General features: G+C 67.3%; 19 protein-coding genes and 1 riboswitch. Of the genes, 5 read left to right on the top strand and 14 right to left on the bottom strand.

The window, feature by feature from the left end:
- The first annotated feature begins 1 nt into the window (after position 1).
- Together LDO13_RS03270 and LDO13_RS03265 are read left to right on the top strand one after the other, a co-directional pair.
- A complete protein-coding gene (locus LDO13_RS03270) occupies positions 2 to 1,489 on the top strand; it encodes a HAMP domain-containing sensor histidine kinase (RefSeq protein ID WP_224048641.1) in 1,488 nt (495 codons plus the stop codon).
- Positions 1,490 to 1,610: 121 nt separating this feature from the next.
- On the top strand, positions 1,611 to 1,898 hold the full coding sequence (locus tag LDO13_RS03265; protein ID WP_224048640.1) for a WXG100 family type VII secretion target: 288 nt from the start codon (positions 1,611 to 1,613) through the stop codon (positions 1,896 to 1,898).
- A 28-nt stretch (positions 1,899 to 1,926) separates the two neighbouring features.
- On the opposite strand, the gene LDO13_RS03260 is transcribed toward LDO13_RS03265, so the two are convergent.
- The 6 genes from LDO13_RS03260 to LDO13_RS03235 form a co-directional block, all read right to left on the bottom strand.
- A complete protein-coding gene (locus LDO13_RS03260; protein ID WP_224048639.1) occupies positions 1,927 to 2,922 on the bottom strand; it encodes a ribonuclease HI family protein in 996 nt (331 codons plus the stop codon).
- A gap of 183 nt (positions 2,923 to 3,105) precedes the next feature.
- A complete protein-coding gene (gene groL / locus LDO13_RS03255) occupies positions 3,106 to 4,743 on the bottom strand; it encodes a chaperonin GroEL (RefSeq protein WP_224048638.1) in 1,638 nt (545 codons plus the stop codon).
- A 319-nt stretch (positions 4,744 to 5,062) separates the two neighbouring features.
- Positions 5,063 to 6,325, bottom strand: coding sequence for an ABC transporter substrate-binding protein (locus tag LDO13_RS03250; protein ID WP_224049649.1), 1,263 nt, complete (start codon positions 6,323 to 6,325; stop codon positions 5,063 to 5,065).
- Between the two features lie 110 nt (positions 6,326 to 6,435).
- Positions 6,436 to 6,639: a cold-shock protein gene (locus tag LDO13_RS03245; protein ID WP_224048637.1), complete on the bottom strand. Its 204-nt coding sequence runs from the start codon at positions 6,637 to 6,639 to the stop codon at positions 6,436 to 6,438.
- 239 nt (positions 6,640 to 6,878) lie between these two features.
- A complete protein-coding gene (locus LDO13_RS03240; protein ID WP_224048636.1) occupies positions 6,879 to 7,484 on the bottom strand; it encodes a LytR C-terminal domain-containing protein in 606 nt (201 codons plus the stop codon).
- A gap of 81 nt (positions 7,485 to 7,565) precedes the next feature.
- A complete protein-coding gene (locus LDO13_RS03235) occupies positions 7,566 to 7,883 on the bottom strand; it encodes a DUF3263 domain-containing protein (RefSeq protein WP_224048635.1) in 318 nt (105 codons plus the stop codon).
- Between the two features lie 108 nt (positions 7,884 to 7,991).
- On the opposite strand from LDO13_RS03235, the gene LDO13_RS03230 reads away from it, so the two are divergent.
- Entirely contained in the window at positions 7,992 to 8,777 is a 786-nt protein-coding gene (locus LDO13_RS03230; protein ID WP_224048634.1) for a uracil-DNA glycosylase, read from the top strand.
- A 51-nt stretch (positions 8,778 to 8,828) separates the two neighbouring features.
- Positions 8,829 to 9,668: a siderophore-interacting protein gene (locus tag LDO13_RS03225; protein WP_224048633.1), complete on the top strand. Its 840-nt coding sequence runs from the start codon at positions 8,829 to 8,831 to the stop codon at positions 9,666 to 9,668.
- Between the two features lie 161 nt (positions 9,669 to 9,829).
- On the opposite strand, the gene LDO13_RS03220 is transcribed toward LDO13_RS03225, so the two are convergent.
- Both LDO13_RS03220 and LDO13_RS03215 read right to left on the bottom strand, forming a co-directional pair.
- A complete protein-coding gene (locus LDO13_RS03220) occupies positions 9,830 to 11,326 on the bottom strand; it encodes a threonine/serine exporter family protein (RefSeq protein WP_224048632.1) in 1,497 nt (498 codons plus the stop codon).
- Between the two features lie 31 nt (positions 11,327 to 11,357).
- Positions 11,358 to 12,431, bottom strand: a complete 1,074-nt coding sequence (locus LDO13_RS03215; RefSeq protein WP_224048631.1) for a peptidoglycan bridge formation glycyltransferase FemA/FemB family protein — start codon at positions 12,429 to 12,431, stop codon at positions 11,358 to 11,360.
- A gap of 184 nt (positions 12,432 to 12,615) precedes the next feature.
- Between LDO13_RS03215 and LDO13_RS03210 the strand changes: the two genes are divergently transcribed.
- Complete coding sequence (locus LDO13_RS03210; protein WP_346347026.1) at positions 12,616 to 13,101, top strand: TspO/MBR family protein; 486 nt, start codon at positions 12,616 to 12,618, stop codon at positions 13,099 to 13,101.
- Between the two features lies 1 nt (position 13,102).
- Here LDO13_RS03210 and LDO13_RS03205 read toward each other — a convergent pair whose 3' ends face one another.
- The 6 genes from LDO13_RS03205 to LDO13_RS03180 all read right to left on the bottom strand — a co-directional run bounded on the left by LDO13_RS03205 (position 13,103) and on the right by LDO13_RS03180 (position 22,103).
- Positions 13,103 to 14,515, bottom strand: coding sequence for an L-serine ammonia-lyase (locus LDO13_RS03205; protein ID WP_224048630.1), 1,413 nt, complete (start codon positions 14,513 to 14,515; stop codon positions 13,103 to 13,105).
- A gap of 167 nt (positions 14,516 to 14,682) precedes the next feature.
- On the bottom strand, positions 14,683 to 16,002 hold the full coding sequence (gene glyA / locus LDO13_RS03200) for a serine hydroxymethyltransferase (protein ID WP_275960311.1): 1,320 nt from the start codon (positions 16,000 to 16,002) through the stop codon (positions 14,683 to 14,685).
- Complete coding sequence (gcvH, locus tag LDO13_RS03195) at positions 15,999 to 16,382, bottom strand: glycine cleavage system protein GcvH (protein ID WP_224048629.1); 384 nt, start codon at positions 16,380 to 16,382, stop codon at positions 15,999 to 16,001. The genes glyA and gcvH overlap by 4 nt, the downstream gene beginning before the upstream one ends.
- A gap of 650 nt (positions 16,383 to 17,032) precedes the next feature.
- The gene (gene gcvT / locus LDO13_RS03190; RefSeq protein WP_224048628.1) at positions 17,033 to 18,181 is read right to left on the bottom strand and encodes a glycine cleavage system aminomethyltransferase GcvT; all 1,149 of its coding nucleotides are present in this window, start codon (positions 18,179 to 18,181) and stop codon (positions 17,033 to 17,035) included.
- 13 nt (positions 18,182 to 18,194) lie between these two features.
- Positions 18,195 to 21,077: an aminomethyl-transferring glycine dehydrogenase gene (gene gcvP / locus LDO13_RS03185; RefSeq protein WP_224048627.1), complete on the bottom strand. Its 2,883-nt coding sequence runs from the start codon at positions 21,075 to 21,077 to the stop codon at positions 18,195 to 18,197.
- A 169-nt stretch (positions 21,078 to 21,246) separates the two neighbouring features.
- Positions 21,247 to 21,345, bottom strand: a riboswitch (glycine riboswitch).
- A 218-nt stretch (positions 21,346 to 21,563) separates the two neighbouring features.
- Positions 21,564 to 22,103: a TetR/AcrR family transcriptional regulator gene (locus LDO13_RS03180; RefSeq protein ID WP_224048626.1), complete on the bottom strand. Its 540-nt coding sequence runs from the start codon at positions 22,101 to 22,103 to the stop codon at positions 21,564 to 21,566.
- Between the last annotated feature and the right edge of the window lie 50 nt (positions 22,104 to 22,153).

Raw genomic sequence — 22,153 nt, 5'->3', positions numbered from 1 at the left:
GTTGCTGCACCGTTGGAAGTCGGCGTCGCTGCGGTCGCAGCTGGTCGCCATTATGACCGCGCTGATGCTGGTGGCCCTCACCGCCACCGGCGCCGGCACCCTGACCCTGCTGCATAGCTACCTGCAGGGGCAGGTCGACGACAAGCTGCGGGCCGCGGTCGCCTCGGTCCGCCAGCAGCAGTCCTTCAGCCAGCTGCAGGACCAGAACCAGAGCATCCCCACGGACTACTCCCTGATGCTCTTCGCGCCGGGGCAGCCGCCGGTGCCGTTCGGCGGGAACAAGGAAGTCCGCCCCGACATCACCAGCATCACCGCCGCCGAGACCGCGGACCGGCAGCAGAACCCCTTCCAGGTCCGGGGCACGGACGGACGCAACTGGCGGGTGGTCGCGCTCAATGTTGTGGACAGCAACAACCGCAGCTCCGTGGTGGTCATCGGGCTCCCCTTGTGGCCGGTCGATTCCGTTATGGAACATGCCGTCCTGGTGGTGGTCGGCGTCGGGCTGCTGACCCTTGTCCTGGCCTTTTTCATCGCCACCTGGAGCATTTCCCGGTCGTTCCGGCCGCTGGCCCGGGTCGAAAAGACCGCCGCGGCCATTGCGGCGGGCGATCTCTCACGCCGGGTGGAAATCGAAAACCCCAACACGGAGGTGGGCCGGCTGGGCAGCTCCCTCAATGCCATGCTTGCCCACATCGAAACGGCCTTCGCCGCCCGGATGGCCTCCGAGGCCCGGATGCGCCGCTTCGCCGCCGACGCCTCGCATGAACTGCGCACCCCGCTCGTGACGATCCGCGGCTTCTCCGAGCTGTACCGGCACGGCGCCCTGTCCACCCCGGAGGATGTGGCGACCGCCATGGGGCGGATCGAGAGCGAGGCCAAACGGATGGGCGCCATGGTGGAGGACCTGCTGCTGCTGGCCAGGATCGACGAGCAGCGGCCGCTCCAGCAGAAGCCTGCCGATCTGCTGCTGATTGCCAACGACGCCGTCGTGGACACCCAGGCGAGCGACCGCGGCCGGGTTATCACCCTGACCGGGCTCGACGGCGGCGCCCCCGGCCCGGCCCCGGTCCTGGGCGATGAGGCCAAACTGCGCCAGGTGGTCGGGAATCTTGTGGGCAACTCCCTGCGCTACACCCCCGAGGGCACGCCCATTGAACTGGCAGTCGGCGTCCGGACCGCCGGGGACGGCACCCGGCAGTCCGTCATCGAGGTCCGCGACCACGGCCCCGGAGTCCCGGACGAGGAAGCAGCGCGCATCTTCGAGCGGTTCTACCGCGCCGACACTTCCCGCACGCGGGAGACCGGCGGCAGCGGGCTGGGACTGGCGATCGTCGCGGCCATCGTCGGCTCGCATTCCGGCACGGTCAGGGTCACGAAGACGGACGGCGGCGGCGCGACCCTGGTGGTCAGCCTGCCGTTCCTGGACGACTCCCTGGCCGACCAGGGCTCCAGTGCCGGTGCCGGCGCCCGTGACGGCGCCGCGGAGTAATCCGCCGGTGTCTGTGCGGCTTTTCCACATACCGTGGCCCGCCCCGTGCCCGGGGGCCGCGGCCTGCCTAGGCTCGAAGTGTCCGGAGAGCCCGGATCAGGCACTGTAGAGAGGCCACGCCATGAGCATCATCTCCGTTGATACGGAACTTCTCCAGCTCAAGTCAGCAAACGTCAAAGCCACGGTCGACCGGATCGGTGCCGACGTCCAGGCCATGAAACGCGGCCTTGACGAGCTGCAGGGCACGTGGCGCGGTGCGGCCGCGACCAACTTCCAGGCCCTTGTCGCCGAGTGGACGCTGACCCAGGGGAAAGTCGAAGCATCCCTCGCGTCGATCAACCTGGCGCTGAACTCCGCAGCGGCGAGCTACGCCCAGGCCGAACTGACAAACACCCAACGGTTCAGCTGACCGGCCTTCCGGTACGCCGGTGGGCGGCTCAGGCTTCGGGGGTGCCCTGGTGGAAGCGGAGCCGCCATTGGGCGCCGTCATGGACCCACAGGGAGCTGCGCAGGGCCGTTCCCGTGCGGGTGTGGGTGCGGTAGGTCAGGAGGATGGTCTGTTCGCCCAGACGGTCTGCGCCCAGCATTTCCAGCTCGGCGGGACCGCCCGGGTTCTCTTCCAGGGACATCATCATGGCGTCCCGGGTCCAGATCCGTCCCGAGCTGCCGATTTCGGTGAAGTCCGGGTGCAGCAGCACTCCGGTACGTCCGAGGTCGGCGCGTGTTTCCGGCTGGAGGAGTTCGCGCTCGAGTGCCTCGACGATCGTTTCCGGGCTCGCGTCCGTGCCTGGTGCGGGCGTGATGTCCTCGTCGAGTTCGCTGAAGAGGTCGGGTTCGTCGAAGAGCGTCGGTTCGCCGAACAGCGGCTGCCGGCCGGTCGGAGCCTGCGCCGCGCGGGGCGCCGCCTGCCCTCCAGCCGGTGCTGCCTGTGCTGCGGGTCCCGGTGCTGCTGCCATAGCCTCTTCTGCGGCGCCGAACCCGGGGCCCTGGCGCACAGCGACTCCCTGCTGATAGGCCGTGGCCGCGGCCCTGGCACGGTCATCCGCCGCCTCGTTGAGGTCATGCCCGGCGTGGCCGCGCACCCATTCAAACTTGTATTTGCGGCCGACCAGCGCCTGGTCGATCTCCTTGAGCAGCTCGACATTCATGACCGGCTTGCCGTCGGACTTGCGCCACCCCTTCCGCTTCCAGCCCGGCATCCATTTGGTGACGGAGTTGATGACGTACTGGCTGTCGCAGAGGATGTGCAGGTCTTCGCCCGGCAGATGCGCGGTGGAGCGGAACAAATCCAGCACGGCCATGAGCTCGCCCATGTTGTTGGTGCCGTGCGGCCATCCCCCGGCTCGCCAGCAGTCGTCGTTCACGTACCAGGCCCATCCGGCCGGGCCGGGATTTCCTAAAGCCGAACCGTCGGCTGCCGCTGTAATCGTCACTGCACCATCCTGCCAGACCTCCGCCCCCACAAATGCCCCGCTGCCACTGCGCCACCGGCTCCGCCCCTTTCACGAGGCCCAACGCCGACGGCGGCCCCACCCGAAGGAGGGACCGCCGTCGTTTTGTACTAGACGTTCAGTGCTGATTGCTCAGCGACATCCAGTGCTGCTTGCTATGCGCGGTTAGAAACCGCCCATGCCGCCCATGCCGCCCATGTCGTCGCCGCCGCCCATCGGGGCGCCAGCCTTCTCGGGCTTGTCGGCCACAACGGCCTCGGTGGTGAGGAACAGGCCGGCGATGGACGCCGCGTTCTGCAGGGCAGAGCGGGTGACCTTGACCGGATCGTTGATGCCGGCAGCCAGCAGGTCGACGTACTCGCCGGTGGCGGCGTTCAGGCCGTGGCCTGCGGGCAGGCCGCGGACCTTGTCCACCACAACGCCCGGCTCGAGGCCGGCGTTGAAGGCGATCTGCTTCAGCGGGGCGTCGATGGCGACGCGGACGATGTTCGCACCCGTTGCCTCGTCGCCGTCGAGCTGCAGGTTGGCGAACGCCTTGGCACCGGCCTGGATCAGGGCAACGCCACCGCCGGCGACGATGCCCTCTTCGACAGCAGCCTTGGCGTTGCGGACGGCGTCCTCAATGCGGTGCTTGCGTTCCTTGAGTTCAACTTCGGTTGCGGCACCGGCCTTGATGACTGCAACGCCGCCGGCCAGCTTGGCCAGGCGCTCCTGCAGCTTCTCGCGGTCGTAGTCCGAATCGGAGTTCTCGATCTCGGCGCGGATCTGGGAAACGCGGCCGGCGATCTGGTCTGCGTCGCCTGCGCCCTCGACGATGGTGGTCTCGTCCTTGGTCACAACGACCTTGCGGGCGCGGCCCAGGAGTTCGAGTCCGGCGGTCTCCAGCTTGAGGCCGACTTCCTCGGAGATGACCTGGCCACCGGTGAGGATGGCGATGTCCGCGAGCTGCGCCTTGCGGCGGTCGCCGAAGCCCGGAGCCTTGACGGCGACGGACTTGAAGGTGCCACGGATCTTGTTGACGATGAGCGTGGCCAGGGCCTCGCCCTCGATGTCTTCGGCAATGATCAGCAGCGGCTTGGAGGACTGCATGACCTTTTCGAGGACAGCAACCAGTTCCTTGACGTTGGAGATCTTGGAGTTGACGATCAGGATGTACGGATCCTCGAGGACCGTTTCCTGGCGCTCAGCGTCGGTGACGAAGTAAGCGGAGATGTAACCCTTGTCGAAGCGCATGCCTTCGGTGAGTTCCAGCTCCAGGCCGAAGGTGTTGGACTCCTCGACGGTGATGACGCCTTCCTTGCCGACCTTATCCAGGGCCTCGGCAATCAGGGCGCCAATCTCGTTGTCACCGGCAGAGATGGACGCGGTGGCGGCAATCTCTTCCTTGGTTTCGATTTCCTTGGCGGAGGCCAGGAGTTCGCGGGTGACAGCCTCGACGGCCTTCTCGATGCCGCGCTTGAGGGACAGGGGATCAGCGCCGGCCGCGACGTTGCGCAGGCCTTCCTTGACCAGGGCCTGTGCCAGCACGGTGGCGGTGGTGGTGCCGTCGCCGGCGACGTCGTCCGTCTTCTTGGCAACTTCCTTGACCAGCTCGGCGCCGATCTTCTCGTAAGGATCGTCCAGCTCGATCTCCTTGGCGATGGAAACACCATCGTTGGTGATCGTGGGGGCGCCCCACTTCTTTTCGAGGACGACGTTGCGTCCACGCGGGCCGAGGGTGACCTTGACGGCGTCGGCGAGGATGTTCAGGCCCCGCTCAAGACCGCGGCGTGCCTCTTCATCAAATGCAATGATCTTGGCCATAACGGCAGTAGTCCTTTCGGGACAGTCGTTAAGAATGAACCTTCGCTGCGGTGCCCGCGACGGACGATCCCTGGCCCGGCGGCCTCTGTATGCCGTTGGGCCCGGGATCTCACCCCAGCCAGGTGTTTCTTTCGCTCCAGGATCGGCTGCTTCAACTCCGCTGCCGGGCGAACCGGGCGTCGTTTTAGCAGTCAATACGCGGGAGTGCTAACTCAATAATTAGCACTCCCCCGGGGAGAGTGCAAGCAGTGGCCGCGCAGGATGACCCACCATCGGCATGCTGGCGGCACTCCGGCAAGGCTCAATACGCTACGGGCGATTAAGACCCGCTGCTGCTGGCAGTTTCGTTGCCGCTCATCGTCGCGGTGTTGTCCGGGCCGTAGGTGTAGACAACATAGTTTGCGGAGCTGACGTCTCCATTCGAATCGAAGCCCACCGGCCCGGATTCCCCATCGTAGTCGGGGCGCTTGCCCGCCCGGATGGAGTCGAGGCATTCCTGGTAGCTCTTGCATACCGCGGCTTCGCCTGACGGCGCACTGTTGCCTGACGTCTGGGCTGTTCCGCCCGAGACGGCGATCAGGCTGGCCGCAATGGACGTTCCGGCGTCGTCCTGGGCCGCGGCCGCGGCAATGGCGGCAAGGTTGACGGCGTCGTACGTCTCTGCGGCGAATGTCATGTCCTTGAGTCCCGGATCCACGGCAACCAGCTCGCCCTGGAAGTGGGCGGAGGCAAAGGTCCCCGGCAGGATCCCCCGCGCGCCGTCGAGGGCCCTGGAGCCGAGGCCCGAACCGTACTGGCTGACCGCCCCGTCGCTGAGGATGAGCTTCTTGCCGGCCAGGCCTGCGTTGTTCAGCTCGGCGATGGCGCCCTGGGCGCCCGCGCGGGAAACCAGCACGACGGCGTCGGGAGCCGCTGCTTTCGCCGCGGCAGCAGCCGTCTGTGCCTGGCCTGGGGCGAACCCGGCCACGACGAGGGGCCCAACGCCGCACGCCTTGGCCGCGGCGGCCACCGCGTTAGACACGTCTTTGCCGTAGGTGCCTTCCTCATACACAACCGCGATGGTCGCCGCGCCGCTGTCCTTGGCGAGCTTGACGAGAACGGGGGCCTGGGCGATGTCGGCTGCCGAAGTGCGGAAATAGTAGCCGTTGCTCTCGTATCTGCTGAGCCCGCCGGCGGAGTTCGCGGGGGAAATGATGGCCACCTTGGCGTTGGACAGGACGTCGATGGCGGCGGGCGCCCGGCTGGAGTCCGTCGGACCGATGACGACGTCGGCTTTGGCGGCAACTAACGCTTTGGCCTGCGCCGCGGTGTCACCGCTGACGGTCGCCGGGAGAAGCTCCACCGGTTTGCCCTTGTGGCCGCCTGCGGCATTGATTTCCTTGACAGCGAGCTTCGCTGCGGCGAGCTGGGGGGCGTTGAGGAAGTCCTGCGGGCCAGTGTTGTCAAGGATGAGTCCGATTCGCAGGGTTCCGTCGCCGCTCGCGTCGGCCTGCCCGACGCGGGCGCCCCCCGCCGGCCCCAGGCACGCGGTGGTGGCCAGGACGGCAACGGCCGCCACCGCCAGGGCCCGGGCCCGCCGCAGGGCCACCGCCCGGGTGCGGACCGTGTTGCGGATCGTGCTGCCGGCGGACTGCCGGCCGGAAGTCGTTTCGGCAGGGTCCTGCGACACCTGTGCTCCGGCGGAGAAGACCACTAGGCGGGCCGGACGCTTTCGGCCTGCGGGCCCTTTTCGCCTTCGCCGATTTCGAGTTCCACCCGCTGCCCCTCATCCAGGGCGCGGTAGCCCTCGCCCGCGATCGCTGACCAGTGCACGAAGACATCAGCGCCGGAATCGTCCACGGTGATGAAGCCGTAGCCCTTTTCGGCGTTGAACCACTTGACGGTTCCCAGTGCCATGATGTCCACACTTTCAATCGGCTTGGGCGGCCCACCACAATGTGCGCCGCGGGATGCGAACCGCAGAATGCTTACCGCAGAATGCGACCCGCAGAATGCTTACCGCAGAATGCACGACTCAGGTGCCGTCCGCGGGATGCAAAAGTTGTCCGCAAGTACTCTATCCACACCCTCCCGCCAGCGCGCAGGGAGCCGGCGGGTCGCTGCGGGAATAGTTATTCAGGCGTAACCGGAAGGGGCTACTGGAAACCGGGCCCCAGCACCACAACGAGCGGCATCTGGAATTCGGCCGAGTCCACTACGGTCTGGATACCGAGGAGTTTGCCCAGGGCCTCGGCATTGCTCTTCTGCGCGGCGCCGCTGTAGAAGACGACCGAACGCTTCTGGGGCGCGCCTCCCCAGTTTCCAAGCGTGCCGAGGGTCCAGCCGGCGGTGGAGACCGTTCCGCCAACGCGGTTCGCCAGCCCCGCGGTGGTGGTGCCGTTGAAGATCGCCACCGGCTGTGTCTTGTCGACGGCGGCTGCGGTCGGCGTCGGTGTCGCGGAGGGGGTGGCAGACGCGGAGGGTGTCGCGCTGGGAGCCTGACTGGAGGCTGTCGGGGCGGGTGACGCGGCGGCGCTGCTGCCGCCTTGCTCGGCCGATACCGCCACAGTGTTTCCGCCGGAGGAAAATCCGAGCTTCGGCAGGATCAGGAAGGCCACGAGGCCGACAGCCAGGGCCGCGGCGCCGACGGCCAGGATGGGTGCCAGACGGCGGCGGCTGGAGGCGGCGACGGCCCGGTGGACACCCTGGCGAGTGGAGGTCTCCGGGACCCGGTCAAATTCATCCCGAGCGTATTTGGTCATGGTAAAACGACGTCCTTGCTGATTTCTGACGAATTGTCCACGCCGACCCTACCGCGGGATTCCGCGCATCCGGCTGTGCTTTTACGCGTCTGAGCCCAAGCGGCGAGCAGTGCGCGCACGTTGGCGTGACGTACGTAGTCTACGCAATCTCTTCACCAACATGGGATCGTGGGCCAGCGCATCCTCGGTGTCGATGAGGGCATTGAGGATCTGGTAGTAGTGCGTGGCGGAGAGGTCGAAGAGCTCGCGGATGGCCTGCTCCTTCGCGCCGGCGTACTTCCACCATTGCCGTTCCAGCGCCAGCATCTGCTGGTCCCGGCCGCTCAGCGGCGACTCGTCGCGGACATCCGCGGCAACGGACTCAGCCGTCGAAAGGTGCTCTTGCGCTTGTTCGGCCACGACACACTCCCTGCTCGTTCCGGCACTGCTGGTTCCGGTGAAAAGTCCTCCCCCATGCTACGGGCGAATAACAGGCTTGTCATTCGCCGCCCTGCGAGAATGGGCCTTGTGCCGAACTCCGATTCCCTTGATTCCGATGCCCTGTTCGAGCTGGAGCCCCCGGCGGCCGAGGCTGCCGGCTTCGCCGAGCTGGCCGACAGGCCGTTGGATGAGCTCGTGGCTCCCGGCTGGGCCGAGGCACTGGCGCCGGTCGAAGGGCAGTTGCGGGGTGTCCTGGCTTTCCTCGGCGGGGAGGTTGCCGGTGGCCACGCGGTCCTGCCGCCGCCGTCGAACATCCTGCGGGCCTTCCGGCAGCCGATGGCGGATGTCCGTGTGCTGATCGTGGGCCAAGACCCGTATCCGACGCCGGGCCACGCCGTGGGGCTGTCCTTCGCCGTGGACGGAGCCACCCGGCCCATCCCGCGGAGCCTTGCAAATATCTACAAGGAACTCGACGCCGATCTAGGGCTGCCGCCGCGGATCCACGGCGACCTCAGCAGCTGGGCGGACCAGGGTGTGCTGCTGCTCAACCGAGTCCTCAGCGTCCGGGCAGGGGCGGCTGGCTCGCACCGGAACAAGGGGTGGGAAGCAGTCACGGCGGCGGCGATCAGCGCCCTGGCGAACCGCTGCACCGAGAGCGGTGCAGCCGCGCCACTCGTGGCAATCCTATGGGGCAAGGACGCCGAGACCGTACGCCCGTTGCTGGGTGCCACCCCGGTGATCACCAGCCCCCATCCGAGCCCGCTCTCGGCCGCGCGCGGCTTCTTCGGCTCCCGGCCGTTTAGCCGCACCAATACGCTGCTTCAGCAGCAGGGCGACGGCACGGTGGATTGGGAACTGCCCCCGCTTCCCTAGCCGGCGTCACAGTCAGGGTCCGGCTCAACCTTCTTGGCTAGGCTTGGTCCCATGACATCAGTGCCCGCCGCCACCTCGGCCACCCGGAATTCCCGCCCGCAGACCAATCTCACCGTCCTGCGGCGCGAGCAGCTCTCTCCGCACATGGTCCGGATCATTGCGGGCGGCCCGGGCTTCGCCGGCTACGCCAACAACGCCTTCGTGGACCGCTACGTCAAGATCGTGTTCCCGCAGCCGGGAGTCGCCTACCCGGAACCGCTGGACCTATGGGAGATCCGGGAGTCCATGCCGCGGGAGCAGTGGCCGCACACCCGGACGTACACCGTTCGCTGGGTCGACGAGGCAGCAGGGGAACTCGCTATCGACTTCGTGATCCACGGGGATGAAGGGCTGGCCGGACCTTGGGCCGCGTCCGCCCAGCCCGGCGACGCGTTGGTGTTCACCGGCCCGGGCGGCGGGTTCAATCCGGATCCGGCCGCTGACTGGTACCTGTTTGCGGGCGACGAGTCCGCGCTGCCGGCCATTGCCGCCTCGATCGAATCGTTGCCGGCGGACGCCCGCGGCATCGCCTTCCTCGAGGTGGACGGCGACGCCGACATTCAGGCGATTGCCTCGCCGGACGGCGTCGAACTGCGCTGGCTTTTGCGCGGCGGCGTTCCGGCCGGGGGCAGCGACCTGCTGGTCACCGCGGTGCGCGACGCCAAGTGGCCCGAGGGCCGGGTGCAGGTCTTTGCGCACGGCGAGCGCGGCTACATGAAAAGCCTGCGGGAAGTGCTTTACGTGCAGCACAGGCTCGAACGCTCACAGGTCTCACTGTCCGGCTACTGGGCGAAGGGCCGGGTGGAGGACGACTTCCAGGCCGAGAAGAAGCTCCCCGTCGGACAGATTTAGCAGCAAGATCTGACGGCACGACCTACCGGCGCCGCGGAGTTTCCCCATCTTCGCCCCACCGTCGCCGGGACACACCGGCGCGGAGGACTGACTCGCCGTGGTGCACCCGCAAAGGTGGGGAAACCCGGCGCCTGGCGGCCGGAGGGGCTGTCCTCGCGGAGCTAGCGGCGCCGCGCCCGGCGTCGTTCGTTGCTGGCCTGGCCGCGGGTCAGGGGCCGGGCGAGAGTGTCACCGAGCACGATGCCGGCCGCGACGCCCATCACAATGGCACCGGCATTGAGCATGCCCCCCGCGCCCAGCAGGATTTCCGATTCCTCGATGGTCAATACATACATGGAACGGAATATGGTGAGTCCGGGCAACAGGATCAGGGCGGCCGGAACGGCCACCACCAGCTGAGGGGCTCCCATCCGGAGCGCCACCACCCGGCCCAGCAGGCCGATGACGACGGCGGCCACGGCCGGTGAAAAACGCTGGCCGATGCCCAGGTTCTCGGCTCCGATCAGGACCAGATAGCCCACCACGCCCACGGCCGCTGTCGGCAGCAGCAGGGTCCAGCTGGTCTGTTCGGTGATGCCGATCATGAGCACCGCGATGGCGATCAGCAGGATCACCACCCACAAGGGATACGTCGGCGGGAATGTTTTGGTGACGTCAATGGATTCCATCGCCATCATGGCCCCCACCACAAATCCCACTGCGATGCCGGCCACGAGCGCACCGAAGGTCAGCATGGTGGACAGGAACCGGCCGGCCGCCGTGACCGGGAAGCCGTTGATGGCATCCTGGACCGAGGAGACCAGCCGCCCGGTCGGCAGGAGCAGCAGGATGCCGCCCACCACCACGATCTCTGGGGCGATCTGGATGCCTACCACGCTGCCGAACCGCCAGAGCAGCAGCGCGATGAAGGTGACCAGGAAGGAGCATGAAGCCGTGATGAAGAAGTCCGGGGTACGCCAGCGGCCCAGCTGCCGGGCCAGCAGGCTGACCAGAAGGTTGGACACGAACGCCACCGCGGAGGCGCCGGGTCCGCCGCCCAGGACACCGACAAAGGCTGCGGAGAAGATTCCGAACGCCACGGTGACCATCCAGCGGGGGAAGGGCTTGGCGCTGCGGGTGATCTCCTCCAGCCTGCGCACGGCCTCATCCCGGCCCACCCCGCCGGCCACGATTTCCGTGACCAGTTGGTGGACCTGGGACAGTCCGGCGTAGTTGTTGGTCCAGGACCGCACGACGCGCAGCAGCGAAATCGGAGTCTGGTCCTTGGGCGCGTAGTTGATGGCCACCGACTGGTTGGTGATGTCCACCTCGATGTGTTTGAGACCTAGCGCCGCCGTAATGGCGATGATGCTGGTTTCCACTTCGAGGGCGCCGGCACCGTAACGGAACATGGACTCGGCCAGGTGCAGTGCGAAGTCGATCGTCTTACGGGCCGAGGCGTCAACCCCGCCCACCTGGATCATCGGGTTGGCGTAGGGGCTGCCGGCGAGCCGGTCCACGATGCTCATCGGGGCGGTGGGCGGGTTCTCCCCTTGGACCAGCCGGCGCAGCATCCGCTTGGCCGCGGCGTTCTGCCGCACCTGCGTGGCCGACATCGGCTCGGTCTTGGGCAGCCCATCGGTATGCGGCCTGCGGCGGCTGTCGGGTTCCTTGGTCATTCCGGCGTCCTCAGTTTCCGTGGCAGCCGGTTTAGTAGAACTGCTGGCCCGTGCGGCGGGTGTAGAGCTGGCGGGCAACCCGCTCCCCCGCGGCCATCCAGGCCTTGTACTTCAGAGGGCTCAGCACCTGGTCGTAGCAGCCGACAAAGTCGGTCACCGTCTTGCTGAAGCTGGTCTTGAACAGTCCCAGGCCGTGGAACGGGTTGGACGTGTCCTTGAGCTGGTCGCTGGGTGGTGTCCCGCAGAAGTCGTACTCGGTGCAGCCGAGGTCCTTGAGCTGGTTGATGGCCGTCCACTGCACGAGGTGGGAGTCGCCGTACTGGCCGCGCTTCTGCAGCGAGCCGCCGTCCTTGTAGGTGCCCTTGCGGCCGTAGTTGATGACGAAGGCGCCAACCGACGGCACGCCGTTCTCGTAAACGAACAGCAGCCGGCCCTGGCCCCGGTTGATGAAGTTGGTCCAGAACTGGCGGTAGTACTCGTATTCGCGGACGCGGACCTGGGACTTGGCTTCCACGGTGTTGGTCATCAGCGCGTACATGGCGCGGAAGTTCTCTTCGGTGGGCTCCACATTGCACACCTCCACACCTTCGCGGAAGGCGCGGCGGACGGCGTTGCGGCCGCGCGAGTGCAGGTTGCGCAGCAGCTGGTTCTCTTCCGGGGAGATGTCCAGCAGGGCCGTCGAGTCGTTGGGCTGGAGGTTGTGGGTCTTGACGAGGCCGGCGCTTTCGATCACCCTTCCGGCGGCCTCGGAGCGCACGATGTCCGGCTCAATCTTGATGGCGAAGACCCCCAGTCGGGCGCGCTTCACGAACTCGGCGTTGGCCGCGGCGATGCCCGGGATGTCCTCGACGGAGGCCACATCCGGGCCTTTGATCAGGTACCAGAGCTTGCCCAGCAGCGGAAAGGACTTCTCCAGGGCGAGGTTGTAGCTCGTATAGTCTGCCGTCTCGTAGACGAGGTGGAGAGGTTTCCAGCCGAAGTGCTGCTTGACCTCGGCGAACGCCTCCGATTGCAGGAGGTTGCCGCCGTTGGGATTCGCGGTGACGTGGGCATCCCAGTTGGCGATCTCTTCGGCAGAGGCAAAACGGGCAGTGAATTCACGCAAGGGTGCGGTATCCAATCATTGCGGTACGAGCGTCGGCGGCATGCGGACATGCAGGTTCAAGTCTATCCGCCAGGGCCCGTGCTCCAGCCCGGAAAGGAGCCGCTACGCTGGAAGCATGCCGCCTGACCACCAATCATTAGCCACAGGATCCGGACGCCGGGGGCACTCCACCGGAATGCGCGCGATGGGCCCCCAGCTGCTGGGACTGCTGGTCTTTCTCGCGGCCTCCGCCCTTGTCGCGGGGCTCGGCGGCCTTGCCACCGCCAGCAACGTCAACGGCTGGTACGCCACCGCGGACAAGGCGCCGTGGTCGCCGCCGAACTGGGTGTTCGGACCGGTCTGGACGCTCCTCTACACCGCAATGGCGGTAGCCGCCTGGCTGGTCTGGCGCCGCCGGGCCGAGGGTACCCGGCACGCCCTGACGGCCTATGCCGTCCAGCTGGTACTGAACCTGCTGTGGACGCCGGTCTTCTTTGGCCTGTACCCGGTGCTCGGCACGTCCGCGCTGTGGATCGCCTTCGGCATCATTGTCGCCCTGGCGGCAGCTGTGGCGGTCACTGTTCTCTACTTCGGACCAATCAGCCGGACGGCCGGGCTGCTGTTGCTGCCCTACCTGTCCTGGATCGTGTTCGCCGCATCGCTGAACCTGTGGGCGGCACTTTACAACTGAGTCAGCACTCCACGACGTTCACGGCGAGCCCGCCCATCGCGGTCTCCTTGTACTTGGAGCTCATGTCCCGGCCGGTCTCGCGCATGGTCACGATGACCTCGTCCAGGGACACACGGTGCGTGCCGTCGCCCCACAGGGCCATCTTGGCGGCGTTGATGGCCTTCGCCGCTGCGATCGCGTTGCGTTCGATGCAGGGGATCTGCACGAGCCCGCCGATCGGGTCACAGGTCAGGCCCAGGTTGTGTTCCATCGCGATTTCCGCGGCGTTTTCCACCTGCTGCGGGGTGCCTCCCATGACTTCGGCGAGGCCGGCGGCAGCCATCGACGACGCCGAGCCCACCTCGCCCTGGCAACCGACCTCGGCTCCGGAGATCGAGGCCTGTTCCTTGTAGAGCACGCCGATGGCGGCGGCGGTCAGCAGGAACTTGACCACGACGTCGTCGCGATCGGCCTGGGTGGCCTTGTCCATGCCCGGGGCGAAGTGCAGGGCGTAGTAGAGCACTGCGGGGATGATGCCGGCGGCCCCGTTGGTGGGGGCAGTGACCACGCGTCCGCCCGAGGCGTTTTCCTCGTTCACGGCGAGGGCGATCAGGTTGACCCACTCCTGCCAGTACTTCGGGTCCCGGTCCTTGTCCTCTTTCATGAGGCGTTCGTGCCAGTCCGGTGCCCGGCGTCGGACCTTGAGGCCGCCTGGCAGCAGCCCCTCGCGTTTGAGGCTGACCTCGACGCAGCCTTCCATCACGGAGTAAATGTGCAGCAGGCCTTCGCGGATTTCTTCTTCAGTGCGGGAGGCACGCTCGTTGACGAACATGATCTCGCCGATCGAGAGGCCTTTGGACTGGCAGCGGCCCAGCAGTTCCGCGGCGGTGCGGAAGGGCAGCGGCAGTTCCTTCTTGGATTCGTCGAGTTCCTTGAGCGCGGCATCCTCCTCGCCTTCGCGCACGATGAATCCGCCGCCCACGGAGAAGAACGTGGCGGAGCGCAGGACCTCGCCGTCGGCGTCCGAGACGGTGAACGTCATGCCGTTGGTGTGCCGCGGGAGGATGGTCAGGGGACGCAGGATCATGTCCTTCACCCCATAGGGCAGCGGCACGCCGTTACCCTCTCCGGCGCCGGCAAGCTGCAGGATGCCCGATTCGGCGATGGCGGCGAGCCGCTCCTCCACTTCCTCGGGGAGGATCAATTCCGGGTGGAAGCCTTCCAGGCCGAGCAGGATCGCGGTCATGGTGCCGTGTCCGTGGCCGGTGGCGGCGAGGGATCCGTAGAGGTCCACGCGCAGCCCTGCCACCCGGTCCAGCACTCCGGAAGTTTTCAGTTCTTCGGCGAACACCGCGGCGGCCCGCATGGGGCCAACGGTGTGTGAACTGGACGGTCCTATTCCGATGGAAAAGAGGTCGAAGACTCCAACGGCCATTGTCGGTTCCTAACTGGCTTTAACTGTGGCCCGGCAGGGGGTCCTGCCGGAAGGCGGTGTGGCCGCCGGTTGGCGGCAGCGCCGCCGGATGCACGACGCCGGGCGGCAGCTTGTGGCGGCGGCCCGGCGTCGTGATCTGTACTGCTACTACTTCTGTAATACGTCCCTTAGGCGAGGTTATCAACCGAGGGATAGAGCGGGTGGGCGGCGGCGAGGGCCTCCACCCGGGCACGCAGCTCGGACAGGTCCGCGCCGGCGTCGGCGATCAGGGCCTCAGCGATGATATCCGCAACTTCCACGAACGCCGCCTCGCCGAACCCGCGGGTGGCCAGAGCGGGCGTGCCGATGCGCAGGCCCGAGGTGACCATCGGCGGGCGCGGGTCGAACGGCACGGCGTTGCGGTTGACGGTGATGTCGATTTCCGCGAGGCGGTCCTCGGCCTGCTGGCCGTTCAGTTCGCAGTCGCGCAGGTCCACGAGGACGAGGTGGACGTCGGTGCCGCCGGAGATCACGTTGATCCCCTTGGCAGTGACATCCGGCTGGACCAGCCGCTCGGCGAGGATCCGGGCGCCGGCGAGCACGCGCTCCTGGCGTTCCTTGAACTCGGGGGACGCGGCGATCTTGAACGCCACGGCCTTGCCGGCGATGACATGCTCCAGCGGGCCGCCCTGCTGGCCCGGGAACACAGCCGAGTTGATCTTCTTGGCGATGTCGGCGTCGTTGGAGAGGATGATGCCGCCGCGCGGACCGGCGAGGGTCTTGTGCGTGGTGGAGGTGGTGACGTGCGCGTGCGGCACCGGCGAGGGGTGCAGCCCGGCGGCGACAAGCCCGGCGAAGTGCGCCATGTCCACCATCAGGTAGGCGCCCACGGAGTCGGCGATCCGGCGGAACTCGGCGAAGTCCAGCTGCCGGGCGTACGCGGACCAGCCGGCGACGATGAGCTGCGGCTTGTGCTCCTGGGCCAGGCGCTCCACCTCGGCCATGTCGATCCGGTGGTCCTCCTCGCGGACCTGGTACGGGATGACGTTGTACAGGCGGCCGGAGAAGTTGATCTTCATGCCGTGCGTGAGGTGGCCGCCGTGGGCCAGGTTCAGGCCCATGATGGTGTCGCCCGGACGGATCAGCGCGTGCATCACGGAGGCGTTGGCCTGCGCGCCGGAGTGCGGCTGGACGTTGGCGTACTCGGCGCCGAAAAGGGCCTTGACCCGGTCGATGGCGAGCTGTTCGATGACGTCGACGTGCTCGCAGCCGCCGTAGTAGCGCTTGCCCGGGTAGCCCTCGGCGTACTTGTTGGTCAGCACGGAGCCCTGCGCCTGCATAACGGCCTTGGCCGTGTGGTTCTCCGAGGCGATCATCTCGAGTCCGTCCCGCTGGCGGGTCAGCTCGGCGTCGATCTTCGCGGCGATCTCCGGATCCAGTGCGGACAGTTCGGCGTCCAGGCTCGGGGAGATTACCTGCTCAAACGCCGCTACCTGCGCCGCGCTCACAGCTCGCCGCCGTTCTTGGACGCGTACTCCTGCGCGGAGAGCAGCGGGCCGTCCGATTCGGCGGCAACCTTGAAGAGCCAGCCGGCGCCGTACGGATCGCTGTTGATCAGCGAGGGATCGTCGACGACGGCGGGGTTGGTCTCGGTGACCTCGCCCGTGACCGGGGCGTACAGGTCCGAGACGGACTTGGTCGACTCGACCTCGCCGCAGGTCTCCCCCGCGGTCACCGTGGCGCCCACCTCGGGCAGGTCCACGTAGACGATGTCGCCGAGGGCATCGGTGGCGACAGCGGAGATGCCGATGGAAACAACGTTCCCGGCCTCCCGTGCAACCCACTCGTGCTCGTCGGAGTACTGCAGTTCAGGGGCAACTTTTGCCATGTGTTTTTCCTTTACGTTTGAAAAGTCGTGGGCTAAATCAATTGTGGCTGGGTTTGGGTGGCGGATGAGGCAATTCCTCCGCGTGCTCGGTCGCGAAGGCGCCCGCTGGGCGGACGCGACGCTCCCCACCGTCTCCCTAGCCTCGCAAGCTCGGCCAGGGAACCCTGACGGTGTGGGCCCCCCTTAGACGCACGCTTCCGGAATCCCCTCATCCGCCACTATTCAGTTCAGTTTTCGGGGCCAACAGATCTCCGGAAAGAACCTTTGCCGTTCGTATTCTTCGAGGGACGGGCTGCTCCCCGGCTTAAGCGTGTCATCAAGCTCAACCCCCGCAATGATCGAGCTTGCCCTTACACACTCTCGGGACAAGCCGACCCTCGGCAGGCTGTTCATCCCCCAGCACCTTTGGCTTTCGAAGGCGCCGGTTCCCGTTGGTCCTGTGGTGGTTGGTTGTCCTACGGAGTTAAACCTCGGGTGAGGCCGGGCCCTTCGGGCCCGGCATCCGGCAGCATGCGTCTAAGGGAGCGTCACGTCCGCCCAGCGGGCGTCTTCGCGACCGAGCATGCAGAGGATGTCGGGCCCGAAGGGCCAACACAACCCCGGCCCCGGGTACCGCTGTGGCACCCGGTCCCGCTGGGGTACTTGTTGGGCTACTTTTGGCGCTTGTAGAAAGGCAGTGCGACAACTTCGAAGGGCTCGGCCTTGCCGCGGAGGTCGATGTCCAGGGCGGTGCCGGGTTCGGTGAACTCGACGTCGACGTAGGCCATCGCGACCGGGTAGCCCAGGGTCGGGCTCGGCTGGCCGGAGGTGACTTCGCCGACGGTGTTGCCGTCCTTGAGCACCGGGTAGTGGCCGCGGCCGGCCCGGCGGCCGAGGCCCTTGAGGCCGACCAGCTTGCGGCCCGTGGAGGACCCGGCTCCGGCTTCCTTCTTGGCGGCCAGGGCGGCCTTGCCGACGAAGTCGCCTTCCTTGGACAGGGCGACGATCGGGCCCAGCCCGGCGGCGTACGGGTCGCCGTCGAGGGAGAGCTCGTTGCCGTAGAGCGGCATGCCGGCTTCGAGCCGGAGCGAGTCGCGGGACGCGAGTCCTGCGGCGGTCAGTTCGCCGTCCTCGGCGATGGCGACGAGCGCCTGCCAGAGGGCGGCGGCGTCGTCGTTGGCGACGAAGATTTCGAAGCCGTCTTCACCGGTGTAGCCGGTGCGGGCCAGCAGGAGATCCTGGCTGGTGCCCCCGAACATAAACGGGACCTCGACGGCGGCGTAGTACTTCAGGCCGGTGACGAGCTCGTGCTGCGCGGCCGGGACCAGGCGCAGCAGGATCTCCTCGGCCTTGGGCCCCTGCACCGCGATCAGCGAGGTCCGTGCGGACGCGTCCTCGACGGTGACGTCGAACCCGCCTTCTTTGGCAGAACCTGCACGCTCGGCCAGGGCCGCGGCTACGACCTTGGCGTTGCCCGCGTTGGGAACCACGAGGAACTTCTCGTCGTCACGCCGGTACGTGATGAGGTCGTCGATAATGCCGCCGTCCGCGTTGCAGATCAGCGAGTACTTGGCCTTGCCGATCGCCATCGCGGAGATCTTGCCGACCAGGGCGTAGTCCAGGAAGGCTGCGGCGTCGGGGCCGGTGACCCAGACTTCGCCCATGTGGGAGAGGTCAAACAGGCCCGCGGACTTGCGGACGGCGTGGTGCTCGGCGAGTTCGGAACTGTACTTCAGTGGCATCTGCCAGCCGCCGAAGTCCGTGAAGGAGGCGCCGAGCTTCTTGTGCTCTTCGTAAAGGGCCGTGTAGTTCTCAGTCATCGTTCGCTGTCCTTCAGTTGGCGGAGTCGTCGGAGTGGTCCTCGAAGGCTTCGAGGGGAGGGCACGAGCAGATCAGGTTGCGGTCCCCGGCGGCGCCGTCGATCCGGCCGACCGGCGGGAAGTACTTGTCCTGCTTGAGCGTGTGGACCGGGAAGACGGCCTGCTCACGCGGGTATTCGCGGGTCCAGTCGGTGCTGATGACAGCGGCGGCGGTGTGCGGGGAGTTGCGCAGCGGGCTGTGCTCAACGGTGAAGTCGCCGTGGGCAACCTGGTCGATCTCGGCGCGGATGGCGATCATCGCCGTGATGAACCGGTCGATCTCGCCAAGGTCCTCGGACTCGGTGGGTTCGACCATCAGGGTCCCGGCCACCGGGAACGCGAGGGTGGGGGCGTGGAAGCCGTAGTCGATCAGGCGCTTGGCCACGTCCTCGGCGGTGACGCCGGTTTTGGCAGTGAGTTCGCGCAGGTCCAGGATGCATTCGTGGGCCACGAGTCCGCCTTCGCCGGTGTAGAGCACCGGGAAGAAGTCGTTCAGGCGGGCCGCGATGTAGTTGGCCGCGAGCAGCGCCGACTTGGTGGCCTCGGTCAGTCCCTGGCCGCCCATGAGCTTCACGTACGCCCAGGAGATCGGCAGCACACCGGCGGAGCCGTAGCGGGAGGCGGAGATCGGCGTGCCGCTTTCGCCGTTGGCCGGATCCGCTGCGTTGCCGGGCATAAACGGTGCCAGGTGTGCGCGGGCCGCGACCGGGCCGACGCCGGGGCCGCCGCCGCCGTGCGGGATGCAGAAGGTCTTGTGCAGGTTCAGGTGCGAAACGTCGCCGCCGAACAGGCCGGGCTGGGCCAGCCCGACGAGGGCGTTGAGGTTGGCGCCGTCAATGTAGACCTGGCCGCCGGCGGCGTGGATGGCGTCGCAGACCTCGCGGACGTCGGCGTCGTACACACCATGGGTGGACGGGTAGGTGATCATGATGCAGGACAGGGCGTCCTTGTTCAGCTCGATCTTGGCCTGCAGGTCGGCGTGGTCGATCGTGCCGTCCGAGGCGGTCGCGACGACGACGACCTTCATGCCGGCGAGCACGGCCGAGGCCGCGTTGGTGCCGTGCGCCGAGGCGGGAATGAGGCAGACGTTGCGCTGGGCGTCACCTTTGGAGAGGTGGTAGCCGCGGATGGCCAGCAGGCCGGCGAGTTCGCCCTGGGAGCCGGCGTTGGGCTGGATGGAGACCTGGTCGTAGCCGGTGATCTCGGTCAGCTGGGCCTCGAGATCCTCGATCAGTTCACGCCAGCCCGCAGTCTGGGATTCCGGGGCGAAGGGGTGGATGGAGGCGAATTCCGGCCAGGAGATGGCTTCCATCTCGGCGGTGGCGTTCAGCTTCATGGTGCAGGAGCCCAGCGGGATCATGGTGCGGTCCAGGGCAAGGTCGCGGTCCGAGAGGCGGCGGATGTAGCGCAGCAGCTGGGTCTCGGAGCGGTGAGTGTTGAAGACCGGGTGCTGCAGGTAGTCGGAGGTGCGCTCGACGGCGGCGTCCAGGGCGAAGCCTGTGTCAGTGCCTGCGGCCGCGGCGGTCACCGTCGCCCCGAAGGCGGCGACGACGTCGGCGACGTTTGTCCCCGTTGTGGCCTCATCGGCGGAGATGCCGACGGTGTCCGCGTCGATGCCGCGCAGGTTGATGCCCTTGGCCTCGGCGGCGGCGACGATTTCCGCGGCCTTGCCCGGCACGGAGACGGTGACGGTGTCGAAGAAGGAAGTGTGCAGCACGTCCAGGCCGGCGGCCTTGAGGGAGGCGGCGATGGTCCGGGCGTGGCCGTGCACGGTTTCGGCGATGGCCTTCAGGCCGTCGGGGCCGTGGTAGACGGCGTAGAACGAGGACACGATGGCCAGCAGCGCCTGGGCGGTGCAGATGTTGGAGGTGGCCTTCTCGCGGCGGATGTGCTGCTCGCGGGTCTGCAGGGCCAGGCGGTAGGCCGGGACGCCGGCGTTGTCCTTGGAGACACCGACGAGGCGGCCGGGCATGGAGCGCTCCAGGCCCTTCTGGACTGCCATGTAGGCGGCGTGCGGGCCGCCGAAGAACAGCGGGACGCCGAAGCGCTGGGCGGAGCCGACGGCGATGTCCGCGCCCTGCTCGCCCGGGGAGGTGATGAGGGTCAGGGACAGCAGGTCGGCGGCGACGGTGACGAGCGCGCCGCGTTCCTTGGCCTCGGCAATGACGGCGGTGTGGTCGAACACGCGGCCGGAGACACCCGGCTGCTGCAGGACGACGCCGTTGATGACGCCGTCGGGCAGTCCCTTGGAGAGGTCTGCGACCTCGACCTCGAAGCCGAGGGCTTCCGCGCGGCCTTTGACGATGGCGATGGTCTGCGGGAGGCAGTCGGCGTCGAGGACGGTCTTGCCGTCGTGGGCCGTCTTGTTCTTGTTGGCGCGGCGCATCATCAGCACGGCCTCGGCGACGGCGGTGGCTTCGTCCAGCAGCGAGGCGTTGGCGATCGGCAGGCCGACGAGGTCCTGGACCATGGTCTGGAAGTTCAGCAGCGCCTCGAGCCGGCCCTGGGAGATCTCCGGCTGGTACGGCGTGTAGGCGGTGTACCAGGCCGGCGCCTCGAGGATGTTCCGGCGGATGACGGCCGGGGTGACGGTGTCGTAGTAGCCCTGGCCGATCATCTGGACGGCGGTCTTGTTCTTCGCGGCCAGCTGGCGCAGTTCGGCGAGGACCTCGACTTCGCTGAGCGCTGCGCCGAGCGAGAGCGGGGAGTCCTGCCGGATGTCCTTCGGTACGGCGGTGTCCACGAGGGCGTCGACGGTGTCGTAGCCGACAGCCTTCAGCATGGCGTCGACGTCGGACTGACGGCGGGCGCCGATGTGCCGGTCAACGAAGGACGTGGAGGCTGAGGTAACAGTCACAAGGAACTCCATAACTAAGGCGGCGCAGGGTACGCCACATTGATTCGGGTTCCTCCCCGCTCTGTATTGGACCTGAGAGTTTCCGCGCAGCCGTGCTCTCGCATGGCTCCGCTTGCACCGTCGGTGAGCACAGCATGTCTAAAGACAGCCTGCTACTTTCCAGAGTTGCCTTGCCGCGGCGGTACATGGGCCTGAGAGATTCCTGGGGAGGATTTGCTCCTACGGCGCCTGCTTGTACCTACAAGCAGAACTCTCCCGCCGCAGATCAAAGGCATATTTACTTGGCGTGACAACAGTCACAGCTCTCATTGTCCTACGCCCGGCCCGCGTCCGCAAACCAGCGACCGGGCATCGGCGAGCGTTACGCGCGGGGACCGCCGTCCGGCGCGAATTCGCGGGAACGCGGCGGCCTCGCCGGAACGTTCCGGCGACGCCGCAGAATTCCGGCGAGTTCGACGGCGCCCGGGCGGACTGGCCGCTTCGGGCTCAGCCGCGGAGCCGCTCGAGGGCGGTGAGCAGGCTCTCGACGTCGGGGCCGACCTCCGGCAGCGGCCCGCCCGGCCCGCGGGCCAGCATGGCATTGAAATACAGCCCGTCCCCCATATAGAGCACCGGTTTGGCCATCGCGGGACCGACGTCGGCCGCCAGCAGTTCCAGCCAGGACGCCTGCACGGCGGCAATCCGCCGCAAGGTTTCCTGATGGGCCACTTCGGCCAGCCGGGTGGCGGCGACGAAGACCCGGTCCAGCGGCGTGTCAGCCCAGACCGAGGACTTGATGAAGAACGCCGCAGCGCCTTCGGGGGCGGCGGCCATAGCAGCGAGGTCCTCGGCGAGCAGCCGGTCCAGCCGCTCCAGCAGGACGGCGATCATCGCCTCCTTGTTCGGGAAGTGGTACAGCAGCCCGCCCTTGGAGACGCCGGCCAGCCTGGCCACGGCATCCAGCGTCGCGGCACGCTCGCCCTCTTCGATCAGCAGGGATTCGAAAGCGTCGAGGACGGCTTCGCGGGCGACGGGTTTTCTGGCCATGCGTCCTATCATGCCCCCTGGCGGGGGCTTCATTTCTTAACTGTACCGTC

This window comes from Arthrobacter sp. NicSoilB4, from assembly GCF_019977335.1.
Classification (GTDB): domain Bacteria; phylum Actinomycetota; class Actinomycetes; order Actinomycetales; family Micrococcaceae; genus Arthrobacter.
The sequence above is the reverse complement of the archived record's forward strand: the minus strand, read 5'-3'. Positions and strand labels throughout refer to the sequence as shown.